Here is a 19,096-nt window from a genome sequence, read left to right as displayed (position 1 = left end):
CCGGCACCTTGCGCGCTGATCAGGCCGCGGCGTTCTCCATCGCCGCTTCGTATTGCCCCAGGCACGCCATGGCGTTGAGCCGCGAGCGCTGCAGCAGCGCCCGTTGCGCCAGCGCGGCGTTGGCCGGCTCCCCGCGCCACGCCAGCAATGGCGGCTCCTGCAAGGCGCGCCCATAGGAGAAGCTGAGCCGCCAGGGCAACGGGCCGAGCCGGTTCATCGCATCGAGATTGGCGGTGGCTTCGGCGGGCGTCTGGCCGCCGGACAGGAAAAAAATACCCGGCACCGCGGCGGGCACGGTGCGCCTGAGCACCTGTACGGTCTGCGTGGCAACCTCTGCCGGTGCCGCCTGCCCCGCATCCTTGCCTGGAAGCACCATGCTGGGTTTCAGCAGCATGTGCTCGAACACCACCGCATGCCGCTGCAAGGCGTCGAACACCTCATGCAGCACGGCTTCGGTGACTTCCGCACAGCGCGCCATGCTGTGCGCGCCATCCATCAGCACCTCGGGTTCGACGATGGGCACGATCCCTGCCTCCTGGCAGATCGCGGCATAGCGCGCCAGCGCCTCGGCGTTGGCGTGAATGGCAAGCCGGCCCGGCAGCTTGTCGGACACGTTGTAGACGGCACGCCATTTGGCAAAGCGCGCGCCCTGCTGGCGATAGCCGGCAAGCCGTTTTGCCAGCCCGTCGAGGCCTTCGGTGATTTCGTCCCCGGGTGCGTGCGCCAGCGCGAGCTTGCCCTTGTCGACCTTGATGCCGGGCACGATGCCCTGGCGCGCGGCCAGTTCGGGCAGCGGCGTGCCATCGTCGGCCCGCTGGCCCAGGGTCTCCTCGTACAGGATCACGCCGCCGATGAACTCGCCCAGGCCCGGCGTGGACAGGAGCAGGTTGCGCCACGCCCGGCGGCTCTCCTCGCTGGATTCCACACCGATGCGGTCGAACCGCTTGGCGATGGTCGGCCCGCTTTCGTCGGCGGCCAGCAGGCCTTTGGCGCCCTGCACCATGGCGTCGACGGTGGCTTGCAGTTCGCTTGCTGTGTCCATGGAGTTGCTCCGGGAGGGGGTATAACAACAAGCATTGGCGCCTCGGTGCGATTGCGCAAGCGACCGGCGTGCGGGCCGTCGCGGACCGCCACGCGGAACTACCGAGCCTCACCGGTATCGGCGCCTCCCGGGCGGCGTTCGGCAAGCGCCTCCAGCAGCGAGGCAGGCGGCACGAAGAACAGGTTGCCGCTGACCGCCTCGCTGAAGTCCAGCAGCCGGTCATAGTTGCCGGGCGGGCGCCCCACGAACATGTTCTCGAGCATCTGCTCGACCGGCGCGGGAGAGCGGGCGTAGCCGATAAAGAAGGTACCGAACTCGCCCTTGCCCGGTTGCCCGAACGGCATGTTGTCACATGGCCATGGCGCGGCGCGCGCCGCTGCCGAATTCGCGGAACGGATGCAGCGAGGCCGGCCGTGGCTGTCCGAACAGCGTGTCCCAGGCCCCGGATCCGAAGCCGCAGACACAGGAAAGGTTGCCGCCCTGGACCCGCTTGCCTACGGCACGGACCAGCGCGGCCACATCCGCGCACCACGCCCGCACGGTTTCGGCGTGCGCGGCGCCGGGTGAAAGGGTCGCGACGATGAAAATCGCGCTACGGGTGATGGGGCTGCTGACGGCTTGCGGCTCTGCAGCCGGATCGCCGTGGCGGGGTGGTGGTACTGCGAGCGCCGCTAGCGGTAGAGCCCCGCCATCCTTTCCATCCCCACCGGCTTGATCCGCGACGCCTGCCCGGCGCAGCCGAAGGCCTCGAAACGCAGCTTCACCACGCCCTTGGCCCCTTTCTTGGCCGCCAGCAGGGCCTTGCGCGGATCAAACTCGCTGCGGTCCTCGGACAGCGACTTGCGGATCGCCCCGGTCATGGCCAGGCGGATATCGGTGTCGATATTCACCTTGCGCACGCCCATCCTGATGCCACGCAGGATTTCCTCGACCGGCACGCCGTAGGTCTCCTTGATCTCGCCGCCGTACTGGCGGATGATCTCCAGCCATTCCTGCGGCACCGAGCTGGAGCCGTGCATCACCAGGTGGGTATCGGGGATCTGCTCGTGGATCTCGCGGATGCGGTCCATCGCCAGGATGTCGCCGGTGGGCTTGCGCGAGAACTTGTAGGCGCCGTGGCTGGTGCCGATGGCGATGGCCAGCGCATCCACGCCGGTGCGTGCGACAAAGTCGCGCGCCTGCGCCGGGTCGGTCAGCATCATGTCGTGCGACAGCGTGCCTGCCGCGCCCACGCCGTCCTCTTCGCCGGCCTGCCCGGTTTCGAGCGAGCCCAGGCAGCCGAGTTCGCCTTCCACCGACACGCCGACCGCATGCGCCATCTCGCACACGCGCCGCGTGACCTCGACGTTGTAGTCGTAGTCCGACGGCGTCTTCATGTCTTCGCGCAGCGAGCCGTCCATCATCACGCTGGTGAAGCCGGAGCGGATCGAGGCCTGGCACACGGCCGGGCTGGAGCCGTGGTCCTGGTGCAGCACGATGGGGATGTCCGGATGGGTTTCGGCAGCGGCCAGCACCATATGCCGCAGGTAGGCCTCGCCGGCATACTTGCGCGCGCCGGCCGAGGCCTGCAGGATGACCGGGCTGTCGGTCTCCTCGGCCGCTTCCATGATGGCGTGAATCTGTTCCAGGTTGTTGACGTTGAATGCCGGCACGCCGTAGCCGTACTCTCCCGCGTGGTCCAGCAGCTGTCGCAAGGAAATGAGTGCCATGGTGAAGCTCCTTTAGTCGATGCTTGGTAATACGGGTCAGCCGGCGGCGCGCTGCTCCAGCACGTCCAGTGCGGGCAGCTTCCTGCCTTCCAGGAATTCCAGGAACGCGCCGCCGCCGGTGGAGATGTAGCCGACACGGTCGGCAATGCCGTACTTGGCGATGGCGGCCAGCGTGTCGCCGCCGCCGGCGATCGAGAAGGCCTTGGATTCGGCGATGGCCTGCGCCAGCACCTTGGTGCCGTTGCCGAACTGGTCGAATTCGAACACGCCCACCGGGCCGTTCCAGACGATGGTACCGGCGGCCTTCAACTGCTCGGCCAGCAACGCGGCGGTTTGGGGGCCGATGTCCAGGATCATGTCGTCGTCGGCCACATCCTTCACATCCTTGACGATGGCCGCGGCGGTCGCGCTGAATTCCTTGGCGCAGACCACGTCGACGGGAATGGGCACCGAGGCGCCGCGCCTGGCCATGATGTCGATGATGGCCCTGGCATCGCCGACCAGCTCGGCTTCCGCCAGTGACTTGCCGATCTTCAGGCCGGCGGCCAGCATGAAGGTGTTGGCGATGCCGCCGCCGACGACCAGGTTGTCGACCTTGTCGGCCAGCGACTTCAGGATGGTCAGCTTGGTCGAAACCTTGGAGCCGGCCACGATCGCCACCAGCGGACGCGCCGGCTGGCCCAGCGCCTTGCCCAGCGCGTCGATCTCGGCGGCCAGCAGCGGGCCGGCGCAGGCGACCGGCGCATACCTGGCGATGCCATGGGTAGTGGCTTCGGCGCGATGCGCGGTGCCGAAGGCATCGTTGACGTAGATGTCGCACAGCGCGGCCATCTTCTGGGCCAGCTCGTCGCTGTTCTTCTTCTCGCCCTTGTTCACGCGGCAGTTTTCCAGCAGCACCACCTGTCCGGGCGGCACCTGGAAGCAGCCCGCGGTCCAGCCGGACAGCAGCGGCACCTGCCGGCCCAGCAGCTCCGACAGGCGGCGGCCCACCGGCGCCAGGCTGTGGCGCGGGTCCGGCTTGCCTTCCTCGGGACGGCCCAGGTGCGAGGTGACCATCACCGCGGCCCCCGCCTGCAGGCAGGCCTCGATCGCGGGCAAGGAAGCACGGATGCGGGTATCGTCGGTGATCTGTCCCGCATCGTCCTGCGGGACGTTGAGATCGGCGCGGATAAAGACCCGCTTGCCGGCCAGCCCGCCGGCGGCGAGCAATGCGGCCAGCGTGTGCGGCGCCGCGGGTTTCGGTTGCGTGTCCGTAGCATGGAAAATGCTCATCGTAGCCACCCTTCAGCGTGCGTTGGCCAGCGCCACCGCGGTATCCAGCATGCGGTTGGAGAAGCCCCATTCGTTGTCATACCAGGCCGAGACCTTGACCAGCGTGCCGTTGACCTTGGTCAGCGTGGCGTCGAAGGTGGACGAGGCCGGGCTGTGGTTGAAGTCCACCGAGACCAGCGGCGCGGTGTTGTAGTCCAGGATGCCCTTGAGCTCGGCCTCGGCGGCGCTCTTCAGGATGCCGTTGACCTCGTCCACGGTGGTCGGCCGCGCCGCCACGAAGGACAGGTCGACCAGCGACACATTGATGGTCGGGACACGCACGGCAAAGCCGTCCAGGCGGCCATCCAGCTCGGGCAGCACCAGTCCCACGGCGGCGGCGGCGCCGGTCTTGGTCGGAATCATCGACATGGTGGCCGAGCGCGCGCGGCGCAGGTCGTCGTGGTAGACGTCGGTCAGCACCTGGTCGTTGGTGTACGAGTGCACCGTGGTCATCAGCCCGTTCACCACGCCCAGCTTCTCGTGCAGCGGCTTGACCAGCGGCGCCAGGCAGTTGGTGGTGCACGAGGCGTTGGAGATGACCGTGTCGGTCGCCTTCAGCACGCCGTGGTTCACGCCATAGACGATGGTGGCGTCCACGTCCTTGCCGCCCGGGGCGGAGATGATCACCTTCTTCGCGCCGGCCTTCAGGTGGGCCGATGCCTTCTCCTTGCTGGTGAACAGCCCGGTGCACTCCATCACCACGTCCACGCCCAGCCCGGCCCACGGCAGCTCGGCCGGATTGCGCTGCGCCACCACGCGGATGCGGTCGCCGTTGACGCGGAAGGCATCGCCGTCAACCGAGACCTCGCCCGGGAAACGGCCGTGGACGGTGTCGTACTGCGTCAGGTGGGCATTGGTGGCGGCGTTGCCGAGGTCGTTGATGGCAACGACCTCGATATCGTGGCGCTTGCCGCCTTCATAGTGGGCGCGCAGTACATTGCGCCCGATGCGCCCGTAGCCGTTGATGGCAACCTTGATGGTCATGATGTCTCCTGATGTCTCCGTTTACTTGTCTTGGTATCCTTGCCGGCCCGCGCCGGATATCAGGCGGCGGGTGCGAGCCACGCCGGCGTCAGCAGCACCGGCAGTGCCTCGATCGAGTCGATCAGCGCATCCGCGCCCAGTGCCGCGGGCCCGTCGGGGCCGGCGTAGCCGTAGCGCACCAGGCAGACCGGCATGCCGGCCGCGCGCGCAGCGGCCACGTCCACTGGCGAATCCCCTACCAGCACGCCTTGCGCCGCATCGACGTCGAGCAGCCGGCAGGCATGGCGCAGCGGTGCGGGGTGCGGCTTCATCTGCGCGATCGAATCGCCGGCCACCAGCACGTCGAGGTACGCCGCCAGGCCGGTCATGGCCAGCAGCGGCGCCGCCAGCGCGCGCGGCTTGTTGGTGACGCAGGCCATGCGGTAGCCCTCGCGCCTGAGCGCAGCCAGGCCCGCTTCCACGCCCGGGAATACCGAACCCAGGCGGCCGTTGGTGTCGTCATAGTGGCGATGGAACAGCGCCTCGGCAGCGGCGGCCTCCACCCGCGGCGCCAGCTGCGCGGTCTCCAGCACGCGCCGCACCAGGTTGGGTACGCCGCGGCCGATGAAGCCGGCCACCGTATCGAAGGGCAGCGGCGCGCTGTCGAGACCGGCGAGCATGCGGTTGGCGGCCTCGACGATGTCCGGGGCGCTGTCGACCAGCGTGCCGTCGAGGTCGACCAGCACCGCGGTGCAAGGCAGGGATACGGCAGTCATGGCTTCTCCTCCAGCAAGGCGCGCGCGGCAGCCGCAACGTGCGCCGGAGTCAGTCCGAAGTGCTGGTACAGCGCCTCCGCCGGGGCGGACTCGCCGAACGTGTCGATGCCCAGCGCCACGCCGCCCTCGCCCACCACGCCGCGCCAGTACCAGGTGGCGCCCGCCTCCACGCTGACGCGCGGCACGCCCGGCGGCAGCACCGTGTCGCGGTAGGCCGCGTCCTGCGCGTAGAACAGCTCCACGCACGGCATCGACACCACGCGCGCGGCGATGCCGGCGTCGGCCAGTTCCTGCGCGGCGCGCACCGCGATCTCCACTTCGGAGCCGGTGGCGACCAGCACCACCCGCGGCGCCGCGGCATCGCGCAAGGCGTAGCCACCGCGCGCGATGTCCGCACGCCGGGCGGCATCGCGCTCGAACGGCGTCAACGCCTGCCGCGACAGCACCAGGCAGGTCGGGCCGTGCTCGCGCTGCAGCGCGGCCTGCCACGCGTAGGCGGTTTCGGCGCCGTCGCACGGGCGCCAGACCCGGTTGTTGGGGATCAGCCGCAGGCTCGCGGCATGCTCCACCGGCTGGTGCGTGGGGCCGTCCTCGCCCAGGCCGATCGAATCATGCGTCAGCACGTGGATCACGCGTAGCCGCATCAGCGCGGCCATGCGGATGGCATTGCGCGAGTAGTCCGAGAAGGTCATGAAGGTGCCGCCGTAGGGGATCAGCCCGCCATGCAGCGCCACGCCGTTCATCACCGCCGCCATGCCGAACTCGCGGACGCCGTAGCTGACGTAGTTGCCGTGCCCTTCGTGGTTGACCCAGACCGAAGCCTTCACATTGGTCAGGTTGGAGCCGGTGAGGTCGGCCGAGCCGCCCAGCAGTTCCGGCAAGGCCGGCGCCAGCGCCTCCAGGCAGAACTGCGAGGCCTTGCGCGTGGCGATCCTGCCCTGCAGTGCCGAGGGCGCGTCCAGCAGCGCCATCAGTGCCGCATCGAAGCCTTCCGGTAGCTGGCCTTTGATGCGGCGCAGGAATTCCCCGGCCAGTTCGGGATGCGCGGCGCTATAGGCGGCGAAGCGCGCCTCCCATTCAGCCTCCCTCGCCGCGCCCTGGACGCTTGCGTCCCAGGCGTCGGCCACGTCCGCCGGTACGGTGAAGGGCTCGGCCTCCCAGCCCAGCGCCTCGCGCATGGCTGCGATCTCCGCCGCGCCCAGCGGTGCGCCATGCACATCGTGCCCGCCCGCCTTGGCCGGGGCGCCCTGGCCGATCACGGTGCGGCAACAGATCAGCGTGGGCCGGTCGCGCTCCGCCCTGGCCGCGTGCAGCGCCGCGTCGACGGCGTGCGCATCATGCCCGTCCACGCCGGCGATCACGTGCCACCCGTACGCGGCAAAGCGCTTCGGCGTGTCATCGGCAAACCAGCCGGCGACGTCGCCGTCGATGGAGATGCCGTTGTCGTCGTACAGGCAGACCAGCTTGCCCAGCCCGAGCGTGCCCGCCAGCGAGCAGGCCTCGTGGCTGAGGCCCTCCATCAGGCAGCCATCGCCGAGGAAGACATAGGTGTGATGGTCGACGATGTCGAAGCCGGGGCGGTTGAAGGTGGCGGCCAGCAGCTTCTCCGCCAGCGCCATGCCGACGGCATTGGCCAGGCCCTGGCCCAGCGGCCCGGTGGTGGTCTCCACGCCCGGCGTCACGTCGACTTCCGGATGCCCCGGCGTGGCCGCGTGCAGCTGGCGGAACTGGCGCAGCTGCGACATGGGCAGGTCGTACCCGGTCAGGTGCAGCAGCGCGTACTGCAGCATGGAAGCATGGCCGTTGGACAGCACGAAGCGGTCGCGGTCCGGCCAGGCCGGGTTGGCAGGGTTGTGGCGCAGGTGGCGCCGCCACAGCGCCTCGGCCATCTCGGCCATGCCCATGGGCGCGCCGGGGTGGCCCGACCTGGCCTGTTCCACCGCGTCGGCGGCCAGGAAGCGCAGCGCGTTGGCGCAGCGGGCCGCGGAGTCGATGCGTTCGGGTGCGTTCATGTTTCTTGTCCTCGCAGCTCAGCGGTTGTTACAGGGCGGCGCGCTTGCGGCGCTCCATCATGCGCAGCACGAAAGGCGTGAAGATCAGCTGCATGGCCAGTTCCATCTTCCCGCCCGGCACCACGATGGTGTTGGCGCGCGACATGAACGAGTCGTGGATCATGCTCAGCAGGTACTGGAAGTCGATGCCTTTCGGGTTGGCGAAGCGGATCACCACCATGCTTTCATCCGGCGCCGGGATCTCGCGCGAGATAAAGGGGTTGGAGGTATCCACGCACGGCACGCGCTGGAAGTTCACATGGGTGCGCGAAAACTGCGGGCAGATGTAGTTCACGTAGTCCGGCATGCGGCGCAGGATGGTGTCGGTCACCGCCTCGGTGGAGTAGCCGCGCTGCTTCTTGTCGCGCCAGAGTTTCTGGATCCATTCCAGGTTGATGACCGGCACCACGCCGATCAGCAGGTTGGGATATTGGGCGACATTGATTTCGTCGGTGACCACGCCGCCGTGCAGGCCCTCGTAGAACAGCAGGTCGGTGTCGGCGGGCAACGGCTCCCACTCGGTGAAGGTGCCCGGCTCCTGCCCGAAAGGGGCGGCCTCCTCCGCGCTGTGCAGGTAGTGCCGGTGCATGCCGGTGCCGGTTTCCGCATAGGAGCGGAACAGGTTTTCCAGGTCGCCGAACAGGTTGTTCTCCGGGCCGAAATGGCTGAAGTTCATGTTGCCGGTGCGCTCGGCCTCGGCCATCTTGACCTTCATCTCGGCACGGTTATAGCGGTGGAAGCTGTCGCCTTCGATCACGACTGACTTCACGCCTTCGCGGCGGAAGATATTCTCGAAGGTACGGGTCACCGACGTGGTGCCGGCGCCGGAGGAGCCGGTGATGGCAATGATGGGATAGCGTTCTGACATGGCCGTGCACCTCAGGCAGACGCGCGAAACAGGCTGCGCTCGTTGAACAGGGGATTGGGAAGGTCGGGATCCGACTGGTTGGCGTGGTAGTCCTCGATCCGCTCCACTTCATTGCGCGAACCGAAGATCACGCCGATGCGCTGGTGCAGCCCGCCCGGCGCCACCGCCATCAGCGGCTGCCGGCCGGTGCTGGCGCGCCCGCCGGCCTGCTCCATCAGGAAGGCGATCGGGTTGGCCTCGTAGAGCAGGCGCAGGCGGCCCGGCTTGGCGGGATCCTTGGTATCGCGGGGGTACATGAAGACACCGCCACGCATCAGGATGCGGTGCGCCTCGGCCACCATCGACGCAATCCAGCGCATATTGAAATCCTTGCCGCGCGGGCCGCTCTTGCCGGCCATGCACTCGGAGATATAGCGCTGCACCGGCGCCTCCCAGAAGCGGCTGTTGGAGGCGTTGATGGCGAATTCCTGGGTCTCGGCGGGCACGCGCAGGCCCGGGTGCGTCAGGAAGAATTCACCCAGGTTCGGATCGAGGGTGAAGCCGTTGACGCCGTTGCCCACGGTCAGCACCAGCATGGTGGTGGGGCCGTAAAGCGCATAGCCGGCAGCCACCTGGGCCGTTCCGGGCTGCAGGAAGTCCTGCTCCGTCACGGCGTCCGCGCCTTCGGGCGCGCGCAGCACCGAGAAGATGCTGCCCACCGAAACGTTGACATCGATGTTCGAGGAACCGTCGAGCGGGTCGAACACCAGCAGGTACTTGCCGCGCGGGTAGCACGCGGGGATCTGGTATGGCGCCTCCATTTCCTCCGAGGCCATGCCGGCCAGGTAGCCGCCCCACTCGTTGACGCGCAGGAAGGCCTCGTTGCTCAGCACATCCAGCTTCTGCTGGATCTCGCCCTGCACGTTAATGGCCGACTCGTTACCTTCCGCACTACCGGCGCGGCCGTGCAGGCCGCCCAGCGCGCCGAAGGCCACCGCGCGCGCGATCTCCTTGCAGGCCATGGCCACGTTAAGGATCAGGCCGTTGAAGCCGCCGCCGGCATCCGGGTAGCGGCGGCGCTCCTCGATCAGGAACTGCGTCAGGGTCATCCTCTGGACTTCGGGCATGACAGGTCTCCTCTTCATTTGCTATGTGTTCTTGTCTGGCGCCGGCGCGGGCTAGGTGAGCGTCGCGGCCTCGCGCAGTCGGCGCAGGATGCCGCGGTAGCCGCCGCCGGCGTCCGGCGCGCCAAACACGGCGCTGCCTGCAACGAAGGTGTCGGCGCCCGCGCGGGCGATCTCCGCAATGTTGTCGGCCTTGACGCCGCCATCGATTTCCAGCCAGACCGCTCGCCCGCCGGCCTCCACCTGCCGGTCGATGCGCGCGCGCACCTGGCGCAGCTTGTCCAGCACGCCGGGGATGAACGCCTGGCCGCCGAAGCCGGGATTCACGCTCATCAGCAGCACCAGGTCGAGCTGGCCGAGCGTGTGGTCGAGCCAGCCCAGCGGCGTGGCCGGGTTCAGCACCAGGCCGGCCTTGCAGCCGTGCTCGCGGATCAGCGCGATGGTGCGATCCACATGGCGGCTTGCCTCGGGATGGAAGCTGATGATGCTTGCGCCCGCCTTGGCGAACATGGGGATCAGCGCGTCGACCGGCTCCACCATCAGGTGCACATCGATAGGGATGGACACATGCGGCCGGATCGCCTCGCACACCAGCGGCCCGATGGTCAGGTTCGGCACGTAGTGGTTGTCCATCACGTCGAAGTGCACCAGGTCCGCGCCCGCTGCCTCGATCGCGCGCACCTCTTCGCCCAGCCGAGCAAAATCCGCCGACAGGATGGACGGCGCGAGGCGGACGGCATGTTGGTCGTTGGCATGCATGTCAGGCTGCCTCGAACAGGGTGCCGCGATGCCAGTTGCGCAGTGCGCCCAGGTCAGCCCAGCGCTGCGCCGCGCCGGGCAGCTGCTGCGGCAGCGGCTGCCCCGGATCGCCCAGGTGCGGCAGCACCAGCAGCGCGCCGTCGAAGCGTTCGTGGGCGGTGTAGGCGCTGGGCGTGACCAGGGTGGCAATGCCGGCCGCCTGCGCGGCGCGCAGCCCGTTCTCCGAATCCTCGATCGCCAGGCAATCCCCGGCTTCCAGGCCGAGGCGTTCCAGCACGGCCAGGTACACATCCGGGGCCGGCTTCTTGATGGCGGTGGTGCCGGCGTCGCCGATGGCGGCGAAGCGCTCGCGCCAGCGCTGGCCCAGCGGCACCTGCAGCAGCGCATCGAGATTGGCCGGCGTGGTGGTGGTGGCGATGGCGATGGGCACGCCGGCACTGCCGGCCTCGTCGATCAGCCGGGCAATGCCCGGGCGCAGCGGCAGCTGGCCGCTGCCGACGCGCTCGGCGTAGTGGCGTGTCTTGATGGCATGCACGGCGTCGATAGTCTCCCTGACCTTGCAGCCGCGGGCCTCTTCCGGATCGACCATCCCCCAGTAGTGCAGCAGCCGCTCCTTGCCGCCGGCCACCTTGAGCAGGCGCGTGTAGAGCGCCTCATCCCAGCACCAGTCGAGGCCGACCTCGGCAAAGGCGGCGTTGAAGGCCTGCAGGTGGGCGGTCTCGGTATCGGCAAGCGTGCCGTCGACATCGAAGATCAGGGCTTTCATGGCTTACTCCGCGGCCGAAGGCTGCGAGAACACGCGGCTGGCGCGCAGGTCCCCGGCCGTGATGGTGGTCAGGGCACGGTCATCGACCACCGTGCCGGGATCGTCGAGCAGCCGCGACGCATGGCGCAGGCGCGCGCGGTCCAGCGCGTTGCGCACGCTGCGGGCATTGGCGAAATGCGGCTGCGCCATGCGCCGGGCCAGGTAATCGGCAAATACGGCGCGGCTCTCGTCATCGAAGTGGTATTGCATCTCCGCCAGCATCAGGTCGGCGATCCGGCGCAGTTCCTCGAGCTGGTAGTCGGGGAAGTCGATATGGTGGGCAACGCGCGACGACATGCCCGGGTTCGATTCGAAGAACCGGTCCATGCGGTCCTTGTAGCCGGCCAGGATCACCACCAGGTCTTCGCGGTTGTTCTCCATCACCTGCAGCAGGATCTCGATGGCCTCCTGGCCATAGTCGCGCTCGTTCTCCGGGCGGTAGAGGTAATAAGCCTCGTCGATGAAGAGCACGCCGCCCATGGCCTTCTTCAGGATCTCCTTGGTCTTGGGCGCGGTATGGCCGATGTACTGGCCGACCAGGTCGTCGCGGGTCACGGCCACCAGGTGGCCGCGGCGCACGTAGCCGAGCTGGTGCAGGATCTGCGCCATGCGCAGGGCCACCGTGGTCTTGCCCGTGCCGGGATTGCCGGTGAAGCACATATGCAGGCTGGGCGCCCCCGCGCTGAAGCCGCGCGCGGCGCGCAGCTTGTCCACCAGCAGCAAGGCGGCAATGTCGCGGATGCGCGCTTTCACCGGCTTCAGCCCGATCAGCTCGCGGTCGAGCTGGGCCAGCAGCTCGGTGATGCCGGAGCTGGCCAGCGACTCGGCCAGCGAACCAGGCAAGGCAGCGGGGTGCTGCAGTGGTGCGGTCGTTTCAGGTGCGGACATGGCAGGCTCCGTAGGTTTCATCGAATCCGGGGCGCAGCTTCCCCCCGCGCGCTGCCTGACCGCGGCGCGCCCGTGGGACTGCACAGTGAGGGAATCGCCGGCGGGCAGTGCGTGGCTGCGCTACGCGCCGGTGCGGCCGCTGCCGTTCAGTAGCGGCAGCCTTCGGGCCGCGCCTGCACGGCGTAGCTCTCGATCGAGTAGCGCAGCGTGCGGCCGGGCTCTTCCTGCCGCACCAGGCGGAAGCCGGGTTCGTCGGCCGGCCGGTTGACGATGAACGACATCACCACCGACTCCACCGTATGCGTCGAATCGAAGGCCGTGACGCGGATGTAGTGGTTCGGGAAGGTGTTCCGCGCGTTGTTGATTTCCATCAGGATGCCGGCGGCATCGCGCAGGTCGAACATCGGCAGCCCGAACATCTCCCAGTACGTATTGCGCGGGTGCGGGTCGTCGGTGTATTCGATGCCGACCGCCCAGCCCTTGTTCAGGCAGTATTCGAGCTGCCTGGTGATCTGCTCGTCGGTGAGGTCGGGCAGGAAGGAGAAAGTGCCTTGAGTGATGCGCATGATGTCCTCTCGTTCTGTGGTGTTCAGGGGCTCGGGGGCTCAGGCCACCGACGCGGTGGGCACGAAGTCCGAGGTATCGGTCGGCGTGTAGTTGAAGGTGATGTCGCCCCAGGTATCGAGCGCCGCCCGCAGCGGTGCGCACCAGCGCGCCGCGTCGCGCAGGATCTCCGGCCCTTCGTTGAGGATGTCGCGTCCTTCGTTGCGCGCCAGCACCATCGCTTCCAGCGCCACGCGGTTGGCCGTGGCACCGGCCTGGATCCCCTGCGGGTGGCCGATCGTGCCGCCGCCGAACTGCAGCACCACGTCGTCGCCGAAGAGGTGGATCAGCTGGTGCATCTGGCCCGCGTGGATGCCGCCCGAGGCCACCGGCATCACCTTGCGCAGCGAGGCCCAGTCCTGGTCGAAGAACAGCCCGCGCGTCAGGTCGGTCTGGGTATAGGCATCGCGGCAGACGTTGTAGTAGCCCTGCACGGTGAGCGGATCGCCTTCCAGCTTGCCCACCGCGGTGCCGGTGTGCATGTGGTCGACGCCGGCCAGGCGCAGCCATTTGGCGATCACGCGGAACGACACGCCATGGTTCTTCTGGCGGGTGTAGGTGCCGTGGCCCGCGCGGTGCAGGTGCAGGACCATATCGTTCTGGCGGCACCAGTTGCTCATCGACTGGATGCAGGTCCAGCCCACGATCAGGTCGACCATGATGATGACCGAGCCCAGCGACTTGGCGAACTCCGCGCGCCGGTACATCTCTTCCATGGTGCCGGCGGTCACGTTCAGGTAGCTGCCCTTGACCTCGCCGGTGGCGGCCGAGGCCTTGTTTACCGCGTCCATCACGAAGAGAAAGCGGTCGCGCCAGTGCATGAAGGGCTGCGAGTTGATGTTCTCGTCGTCCTTCATGAAGTCCAGCCCGCCCTTCAGGCCCTCGTACACCACCCGGCCGTAGTTGCGGCCCGACAGGCCCAGCTTGGGCTTGGTGGTGGCGCCCAGCAGCGGGCGGCCGAACTTGTCCAGGCGCTCACGCTCGACGATGATGCCGGTCGACGGGCCGGCGAAGGTCTTCACGTAGGCCACCGGGAAGCGCATGTCTTCCAGGCGCGCCGCCTTGATCGGCTTGAAGCTGAACACGTTGCCGATGATCGAGGCGGTCAGGTTGGCGATCGAGCCTTCCTCGAACAGCGACAGGTCATAGGCCACGTAGCAGAAGAACTGCTCGGGGTTGTTGGGTACCGGATCGACCCGGTAGGCCTTGGCGCGATACATGTCGCACGCGGTCAGGCGGTCGGTCCACACCACCGTCCAGGTGGCCGTCGACGATTCGCCGGCCACCGCGGCGGCGGCCTCGACCGGATCGACGCCGTCCTGCGGCGTGATGCGGAACAGCGCCAGGACATCGGTGTCCTTGGGCACGTAGTCGCCGTCCCAGTACCCCATTTCCTTGTACTTCATCACGCCGGCGTCATAGCGCTTGCGCGGCTTGCTTTGGATCGTTTCAGGTGCGTTCATGCTGGTCTCCCTTCCGTGGTTTGGCGGCGTGACTGCTCGTTGGAAAGAAAGATATCCGGCCACCAACATAAGGTAAATTCAGATATTCTTAGCCCCTGTATAAGCCATCCTTTAAGTGAGGCGCGGGCCGCACACCCGGGCCTCAGATCAAAGGACAAACCCCAAGCCGCCCCCACTGCCCATGTCCTCCTTCCTGCGCGCCCTCACGCTTCGCCAGCTCCAGATCTTTGTCACGGTGGCCCGCCACGCCAGCTTCGTGCGCGCGGCCGAGGAGCTGCACCTGACGCAGCCGGCCGTCTCGATGCAGGTCAAGCAGCTGGAATCCGTGGTGGGGCTGGCCCTGTTCGAGCGGATCCGGGGCCAGCTCACGCTGACCGAGCCCGGCGACCGGCTGCTGCACCATGCCTCGCGCATCCTTGGCGAGATCAAGGATGCGGAGGAAGGCCTGCAGGCGGTCAAGGATGTCGAGCAGGGCTCGATCACGATCGGGCTGATCAGTACGGCCAAGTACTTCGCGCCCAAGCTGCTGGCGGGGTTTACGGCGCAGCATCCCGGCATCGACCTGCGCATTGCCGAGGGCAACCGCGAAACGCTGCTGCAGCTGCTGCAGGACAATGCCATCGACCTGGCCCTGATGGGCCGTCCGCCACGCGAGCTGGACGCGGTGTCAGAACCGATCGCCGCGCATCCGTACGTGGTGGTGGCCTCGCCGCGGCATCCGCTGCGCGGCGAGAAGCGCTTCGACCTGCAGGAACTGCGTCACGAGACGATCCTGCTGCGCGAGCCCGGATCCGGTACCCGCACCGTGGCGGAGTTCATGTTCCGCGACCACCTGTTCACACCGGCCAAGGTGATCACGCTGGGCAGCAATGAAACCATCAAGCAGGCGGTGATGGCGGGCATGGGGATCAGCCTGCTGTCGCTGCATACGCTGTCACTGGAACTGCGTACGGGAGAAATCGCGTTGCTGGATGTGACGGGTACGCCGATCGAGCGCGTCTGGCATGTGGCGCATATGGCAAGCAAGCGCCTGTCTCCGGCCAGCGAGAGCTGCCGGGGCTATCTGCTTGAGCACACTGCGGAGTTCCTGGGGAAGGAATATGCGGGGCTGCTGCCTGGGCGGCGCGTGGCGTGATGAAACAAGGGGACGCCGGGATTTGCAGGTGATCGGCGGAAGCCGACAGGCGCAGGATTCAGTGGATGGGCTGTCGCACCCGCATGAACGGCTGTCGCCAGATAATCAATCCGGTTGTTCGTCGTCCGTCGGTGCTTGAAGCAGGTGCCCGTACGCGTGCTCGGCATTCGCCTCGTCGACCCCGACGCGCGTCACGGTGCAAACCTTGGAGATCATGTATCCCACACCGGCGATCCGGTGCTGGTGGCGGGGCGCGAAGGCGTTCAGGTGCGCGGTGATGCAACGGTCGATGGCCTGGCAAGCCGCAGCGTCATCGAACTCTGGCAGGAATGCAATCGAGATACCGGGTAGCTGGTAGTCGAGCAAGCGCGCCTCTGCCAGACGGGTGTACAGATTGCCGTTGCGGAAGTCCGCCGGGATGTCGTCCCATTCCGGCAGCAGTTTCATGGTGCTGCACTGCACGTCGCCATCGGTAATGCTGTCCACTTCGGCGCGCGAGAGCGAATAAGTCATGCTGGTTACATCCTTCCAAGAACATCGCGACACGAGACATGCCGGCAACGCGCCCAGGCTGGACACGCGTTGATTTCGGTCATGACCTACATGGCATAGCCTAACGGCGCCAGCGGGCCGCCCGCCATGCAAAGGATGCCAACGACTTTGCATTACATGCCACTGTGTCGGATTGGTGCCCCATAGGGCACACCAAAACGCGGCATAGCGTGTTTGGCGAGGATGGAGCCCCCTCCGCGTACCCTGCTTACAGTCGAGTCACAGGCCGAACCCGCCTGGACTATGCTGGAGTGGTTCCGGGCTGAGGCATTGCCGGCAGTCCGCTTTATCGGCAGCGGCAGCAGAACGAGCCCATAGCGATTGGAACGGTCCGACTTTGCCTCGCTCGGCATTGCGGGTCGTGCCATGTTCGGTGCTGGTGGCGCGTGATTATCTGGCAGACCTACTTCGACGTGAGATCGGTATGCTCTATCAGATTGTGGAGTATCAGAGGGCAACAATGGCGGCCTTGGCGATACAAGCGAGCCGCGCGTTTATCCACCCCATGAGTCCGTTTTCTTATGTGCCTGGCGCAAGCGACTTTGCCGCTTGCTGGGAAATGCTCAGTCGCGTCGGCTCGCCCTGCGATGAGCCCTCGTTCAGCATTACAGCGATTCAGCTTCGTGGCTGCGTTGTCCCGGTGGAGGAGACTGTCCTTTTAGAAAACCCGTTTTGCCGCCTGCTGCGCTTCACGACTGGCTCCGCCAAACATGAGGCTGGACAACCGTCTTCATCAATACTTCTGTGCGCACCGTTGGCGGGTCACCATGCCGTCATGCTCCGCGAGGTCGTGGAGTCGTTGCTGCACGAACATATCGTCTATGTCACAGATTGGAGCAATGCGCGCAACGTGCCTGTGAGTGATGGCCCCTTCCATCTGGACGACTATGTGCTTTTCATCAAACGCCTTATTCGTCAGATCGAAGCGGAATCGCTCCATGTCCTCGCCATCTGCCAGGCCACTGTGCCGACGTTGGCCGCCGTTGCGCTGCTGGCGAGCGAGGATGAGCCAACACCGCAAACCTTGACTCTGATTGGCGGTCCGATCGATGCGCGTCGCAGCCCGACCGCGATCGGGGATCTCGCCGCTCGTCATTCCCTGCAGTGGTTTCAACGCAATCTGATTCACGCGGTGCCCGAGCCGTACATGGGCGTCGGACGCCAGGTTTGCCCAAGCTTCGTGCAAGTCGCCGGCCTGGCCGCGGCGGATTCATCTTCATTGACGACCCTGTATCGGGACTTCTGCCTCAGTCTTGCGCGCGGCGACGCCGATCTTGCGCAGAGGCATGGGCAAGCATTGGACGCCTATAACGCCGTGCTCGACATGGCGGCAGAGTTCTACCTGGATACCATCAGCACAGTGTTTCAGGACTTCCGGCTGCCGCGCGGAACATGGCAGGTGCAAGGACATGCGGTGCGACCACAAGACATCCGTACGACCGCATTACTCACCATTGAAGGCGAGTGCGACGAAATCTCTGGCCGGGGACAGACCCATGCGGCTCATGATCTGTGCCAAGGCATTGCCCTGCGCGGCAAGCGGCTCGTTACGGTGCCGCGCTGCGGCCATTATGACCTTTTCTCTGGCCCTTGCTGGCATAGGGAAGTCTTTCCCACGATATGCGATATGACGCGACGCGGCATTGACGCCCGGGCGAGCATGGGAAGCGTTTGACATGGCGCCGGCTAACGTGGGCGGCTGCGTATCCCCGCCTGCATCAGCGCCTCGCCCGGCGGTGCCACCTGCAGCGTCGCCAGCAGCAAGCCCATGCCGGCCAGGATGCGGTACTGGCTGGCCAGCTGGGTGTACTGGCCGGTCACGTACGCCGTGCGCGCGCTGAAGTACTCATTCTCGGCATTGAGCAGGTCGAGCAGGCTGCGTTGCCCGATGCGGAACTGCCTGCCGTAGCTGACGCGGGTGGCGTCGCTAGCCTGCACATATTGCTCCAGGCTTGCCAGCCGGTCCTGCGCGGTGCTATAGGCGTTATACGCCAGCGACACGCTTTCCTGCACCTGACGGCGCAGCCGCTCCAGGTTCTGCTCCGCTTCCTGGATCTGGTAGCCGGCCTCGTTGATCCGTGCCTTGTCGGCATTGCCGCGGAACAGGTTGTAGCGCACCCGCAGCATTACACTGCGCTCATCCGTGGTGCCGAGCACCCGGTCGCGGTCGCGCGCCGCGCCCACCTCCAGTTCCAGCCGCGGCCACATGGCCGAGCGGGCCAGCGAGCGCGCGGCCTCGGCTTCGGCGATATCGGCCTGCCCCGCGCCCAGCGCCGGATGGCTGGCGCCGGCCACCAGCATCGCCTCGCGCTCGGTGGCGGGCAGCACGGCCGCCAGCGATTCCGGCCGGGACAAGCCTTGCGGCGGCGCGCCGACCACGCGCAGGAACGCCGTCACGGCCTCCTGCAGCGCGCCCTGCTCGGCGCGCAGGTTAGCCTGCGCCAGCGCCAGCCGGCTTTCGGCCTGGTAGAGATCGGCGCGGCGCAACACGCCGTTGTCGGCACCGAGCCGGATCTGGTCGTAGATGTGCTGGTGCGCTTCAAGGTTGGCCATCCCGATGGCCACCGTTTCCTGCCGGCGCAGCACCTCCACATAGACGCCCACCGTGCGCAGCGCGATGTCTTCGGCGGTGGCGCCCACCCGGTAGGCCGCGCCTTCGATGCGCGCGCCCTGCCGCTCCACGTCGCTGCTGACGCCAAAGCCGTCAAACAGCATCTGTGTAATCGTCACGCCGGCCAGGTGGCTGGCATAGGAGGAATCAGCCAGTCCCATCGCACGCGTGCTGTGGCTGTCCAGGCGCACGCGGCCGGTGGCGGCATTGACGTCGACCCGCGGCAGGTAACCGGCGCGCGCCTGCTTCAGCCCCTCGTCGGCGGCCAGGCGGCGGCTGCCCGCCGCCAGCACTTCGGGATTGGTGTGCACGGCCTGCTCCACCGCCTGCTGCAGCGCCTGGGCGGCCGCGTGCGGCGGCGCCGCCATGGCTGCCCATAGCAGTACGGATGCCAGCCGGCACCATGCTGTCGTCATGCTTCCCCCAGATCGGGTACACCGCGCTCGCCGTGCCAGTG

At 67.2% G+C, this 19,096-nt stretch carries 17 protein-coding genes and 1 pseudogene; 2 read left to right on the top strand and 16 right to left on the bottom strand.

Annotated features, from left to right (window positions below):
• Window positions 1-19: 19 nt before the first annotated feature.
• From ACAD63_RS26745 to ACAD63_RS26680, 14 genes and pseudogenes are all read right to left on the bottom strand, one after another.
• Window positions 20-1,042 carry a class I fructose-bisphosphate aldolase gene (locus ACAD63_RS26745; RefSeq protein ID WP_434034626.1) on the bottom strand — a complete coding sequence of 341 codons (1,023 nt, stop codon included), beginning with the start codon at window positions 1,040-1,042 and terminating at the stop codon, window positions 20-22.
• Between the two features lie 98 nt (window positions 1,043-1,140).
• A pseudogene (locus tag ACAD63_RS26740) lies at window positions 1,141-1,645 on the bottom strand (Dyp-type peroxidase).
• Window positions 1,646-1,713: 68 nt separating this feature from the next.
• Complete coding sequence (fba, locus tag ACAD63_RS26735) at window positions 1,714-2,751, bottom strand: class II fructose-bisphosphate aldolase (RefSeq protein WP_133094601.1); 1,038 nt, start codon at window positions 2,749-2,751, stop codon at window positions 1,714-1,716.
• Between the two features lie 36 nt (window positions 2,752-2,787).
• Complete coding sequence (locus ACAD63_RS26730; protein ID WP_434034625.1) at window positions 2,788-4,023, bottom strand: phosphoglycerate kinase; 1,236 nt, start codon at window positions 4,021-4,023, stop codon at window positions 2,788-2,790.
• Between the two features lie 12 nt (window positions 4,024-4,035).
• Complete coding sequence (gap, locus tag ACAD63_RS26725) at window positions 4,036-5,046, bottom strand: type I glyceraldehyde-3-phosphate dehydrogenase (protein WP_434034624.1); 1,011 nt, start codon at window positions 5,044-5,046, stop codon at window positions 4,036-4,038.
• Window positions 5,047-5,105: 59 nt separating this feature from the next.
• A complete protein-coding gene (gene gph / locus ACAD63_RS26720; protein ID WP_434034623.1) occupies window positions 5,106-5,801 on the bottom strand; it encodes a phosphoglycolate phosphatase in 696 nt (231 codons plus the stop codon).
• Window positions 5,798-7,813 carry a transketolase gene (gene tkt / locus ACAD63_RS26715; RefSeq protein ID WP_434034622.1) on the bottom strand — a complete coding sequence of 672 codons (2,016 nt, stop codon included), beginning with the start codon at window positions 7,811-7,813 and terminating at the stop codon, window positions 5,798-5,800. The genes gph and tkt overlap by 4 nt, the downstream gene beginning before the upstream one ends.
• Before the next feature lie 28 nt (window positions 7,814-7,841).
• Window positions 7,842-8,720, bottom strand: coding sequence for a phosphoribulokinase (locus tag ACAD63_RS26710; RefSeq protein ID WP_135702750.1), 879 nt, complete (start codon window positions 8,718-8,720; stop codon window positions 7,842-7,844).
• A gap of 11 nt (window positions 8,721-8,731) precedes the next feature.
• The gene (locus ACAD63_RS26705) at window positions 8,732-9,826 is read right to left on the bottom strand and encodes a class 1 fructose-bisphosphatase (protein WP_133094596.1); all 1,095 of its coding nucleotides are present in this window, start codon (window positions 9,824-9,826) and stop codon (window positions 8,732-8,734) included.
• 51 nt (window positions 9,827-9,877) lie between these two features.
• Window positions 9,878-10,582: a ribulose-phosphate 3-epimerase gene (gene rpe / locus ACAD63_RS26700; RefSeq protein ID WP_135702751.1), complete on the bottom strand. Its 705-nt coding sequence runs from the start codon at window positions 10,580-10,582 to the stop codon at window positions 9,878-9,880.
• A gap of 1 nt (window position 10,583) precedes the next feature.
• Window positions 10,584-11,348: an HAD family hydrolase gene (locus ACAD63_RS26695; protein ID WP_135702752.1), complete on the bottom strand. Its 765-nt coding sequence runs from the start codon at window positions 11,346-11,348 to the stop codon at window positions 10,584-10,586.
• A 3-nt stretch (window positions 11,349-11,351) separates the two neighbouring features.
• Window positions 11,352-12,275 carry a CbbX protein gene (gene cbbX, locus ACAD63_RS26690; RefSeq protein WP_135702753.1) on the bottom strand — a complete coding sequence of 308 codons (924 nt, stop codon included), beginning with the start codon at window positions 12,273-12,275 and terminating at the stop codon, window positions 11,352-11,354.
• A 146-nt stretch (window positions 12,276-12,421) separates the two neighbouring features.
• Window positions 12,422-12,841: a ribulose bisphosphate carboxylase small subunit gene (locus ACAD63_RS26685; protein ID WP_135702754.1), complete on the bottom strand. Its 420-nt coding sequence runs from the start codon at window positions 12,839-12,841 to the stop codon at window positions 12,422-12,424.
• A gap of 39 nt (window positions 12,842-12,880) precedes the next feature.
• Entirely contained in the window at window positions 12,881-14,341 is a 1,461-nt protein-coding gene (locus ACAD63_RS26680) for a form I ribulose bisphosphate carboxylase large subunit (protein WP_133094591.1), read from the bottom strand.
• Between the two features lie 181 nt (window positions 14,342-14,522).
• On the opposite strand from ACAD63_RS26680, the gene ACAD63_RS26675 reads away from it, so the two are divergent.
• Window positions 14,523-15,476 carry a LysR family transcriptional regulator gene (locus ACAD63_RS26675; protein ID WP_133094590.1) on the top strand — a complete coding sequence of 318 codons (954 nt, stop codon included), beginning with the start codon at window positions 14,523-14,525 and terminating at the stop codon, window positions 15,474-15,476.
• Between the two features lie 105 nt (window positions 15,477-15,581).
• Here the strand turns inward: ACAD63_RS26675 and ACAD63_RS26670 are convergent, their stop codons facing one another.
• Window positions 15,582-15,989: a hypothetical protein gene (locus ACAD63_RS26670; protein WP_195427216.1), complete on the bottom strand. Its 408-nt coding sequence runs from the start codon at window positions 15,987-15,989 to the stop codon at window positions 15,582-15,584.
• Between the two features lie 463 nt (window positions 15,990-16,452).
• Between ACAD63_RS26670 and phaZ the strand changes: the two genes are divergently transcribed.
• Window positions 16,453-17,703 carry a polyhydroxyalkanoate depolymerase gene (gene phaZ, locus ACAD63_RS26665; protein ID WP_434034621.1) on the top strand — a complete coding sequence of 417 codons (1,251 nt, stop codon included), beginning with the start codon at window positions 16,453-16,455 and terminating at the stop codon, window positions 17,701-17,703.
• Between the two features lie 11 nt (window positions 17,704-17,714).
• Here the strand turns inward: phaZ and ACAD63_RS26660 are convergent, their stop codons facing one another.
• Entirely contained in the window at window positions 17,715-19,055 is a 1,341-nt protein-coding gene (locus ACAD63_RS26660) for a TolC family outer membrane protein (RefSeq protein WP_434034620.1), read from the bottom strand.
• Window positions 19,056-19,096: the final 41 nt, after the last annotated feature.

It is taken from the genome of Cupriavidus sp. a3 (assembly GCF_051015765.1).
In the GTDB taxonomy this organism is placed as follows: domain Bacteria; phylum Pseudomonadota; class Gammaproteobacteria; order Burkholderiales; family Burkholderiaceae; genus Cupriavidus; species Cupriavidus oxalaticus_A.
The sequence above is the reverse complement of the archived record's forward strand: the minus strand, read 5'-3'. Positions and strand labels throughout refer to the sequence as shown.

Bases quoted from the DNA above. Each gene is read 5' to 3' on its own strand.
- ACAD63_RS26745 (WP_434034626.1), bottom strand. From the start codon at position 1,042: ATGGACACAGCAAGCGAACTGCAAGCCACCGTCGACGCCATGGTGCAG.
- fba (WP_133094601.1), bottom strand. From the start codon at position 2,751: ATGGCACTCATTTCCTTGCGACAGCTGCTGGACCACGCGGGAGAGTAC.
- ACAD63_RS26730 (WP_434034625.1), bottom strand. From the start codon at position 4,023: ATGAGCATTTTCCATGCTACGGACACGCAACCGAAACCCGCGGCGCCG.
- gap (WP_434034624.1), bottom strand. From the start codon at position 5,046: ATGACCATCAAGGTTGCCATCAACGGCTACGGGCGCATCGGGCGCAAT.
- gph (WP_434034623.1), bottom strand. From the start codon at position 5,801: ATGACTGCCGTATCCCTGCCTTGCACCGCGGTGCTGGTCGACCTCGAC.
- tkt (WP_434034622.1), bottom strand. From the start codon at position 7,813: ATGAACGCACCCGAACGCATCGACTCCGCGGCCCGCTGCGCCAACGCG.
- ACAD63_RS26710 (WP_135702750.1), bottom strand. From the start codon at position 8,720: ATGTCAGAACGCTATCCCATCATTGCCATCACCGGCTCCTCCGGCGCC.
- ACAD63_RS26705 (WP_133094596.1), bottom strand. From the start codon at position 9,826: ATGCCCGAAGTCCAGAGGATGACCCTGACGCAGTTCCTGATCGAGGAG.
- rpe (WP_135702751.1), bottom strand. From the start codon at position 10,582: ATGCATGCCAACGACCAACATGCCGTCCGCCTCGCGCCGTCCATCCTG.
- ACAD63_RS26695 (WP_135702752.1), bottom strand. From the start codon at position 11,348: ATGAAAGCCCTGATCTTCGATGTCGACGGCACGCTTGCCGATACCGAG.
- cbbX (WP_135702753.1), bottom strand. From the start codon at position 12,275: ATGTCCGCACCTGAAACGACCGCACCACTGCAGCACCCCGCTGCCTTG.
- ACAD63_RS26685 (WP_135702754.1), bottom strand. From the start codon at position 12,841: ATGCGCATCACTCAAGGCACTTTCTCCTTCCTGCCCGACCTCACCGAC.
- ACAD63_RS26680 (WP_133094591.1), bottom strand. From the start codon at position 14,341: ATGAACGCACCTGAAACGATCCAAAGCAAGCCGCGCAAGCGCTATGAC.
- ACAD63_RS26675 (WP_133094590.1), top strand. From the start codon at position 14,523: ATGTCCTCCTTCCTGCGCGCCCTCACGCTTCGCCAGCTCCAGATCTTT.
- ACAD63_RS26670 (WP_195427216.1), bottom strand. From the start codon at position 15,989: ATGACTTATTCGCTCTCGCGCGCCGAAGTGGACAGCATTACCGATGGC.
- phaZ (WP_434034621.1), top strand. From the start codon at position 16,453: ATGCTCTATCAGATTGTGGAGTATCAGAGGGCAACAATGGCGGCCTTG.
- ACAD63_RS26660 (WP_434034620.1), bottom strand. From the start codon at position 19,055: ATGACGACAGCATGGTGCCGGCTGGCATCCGTACTGCTATGGGCAGCC.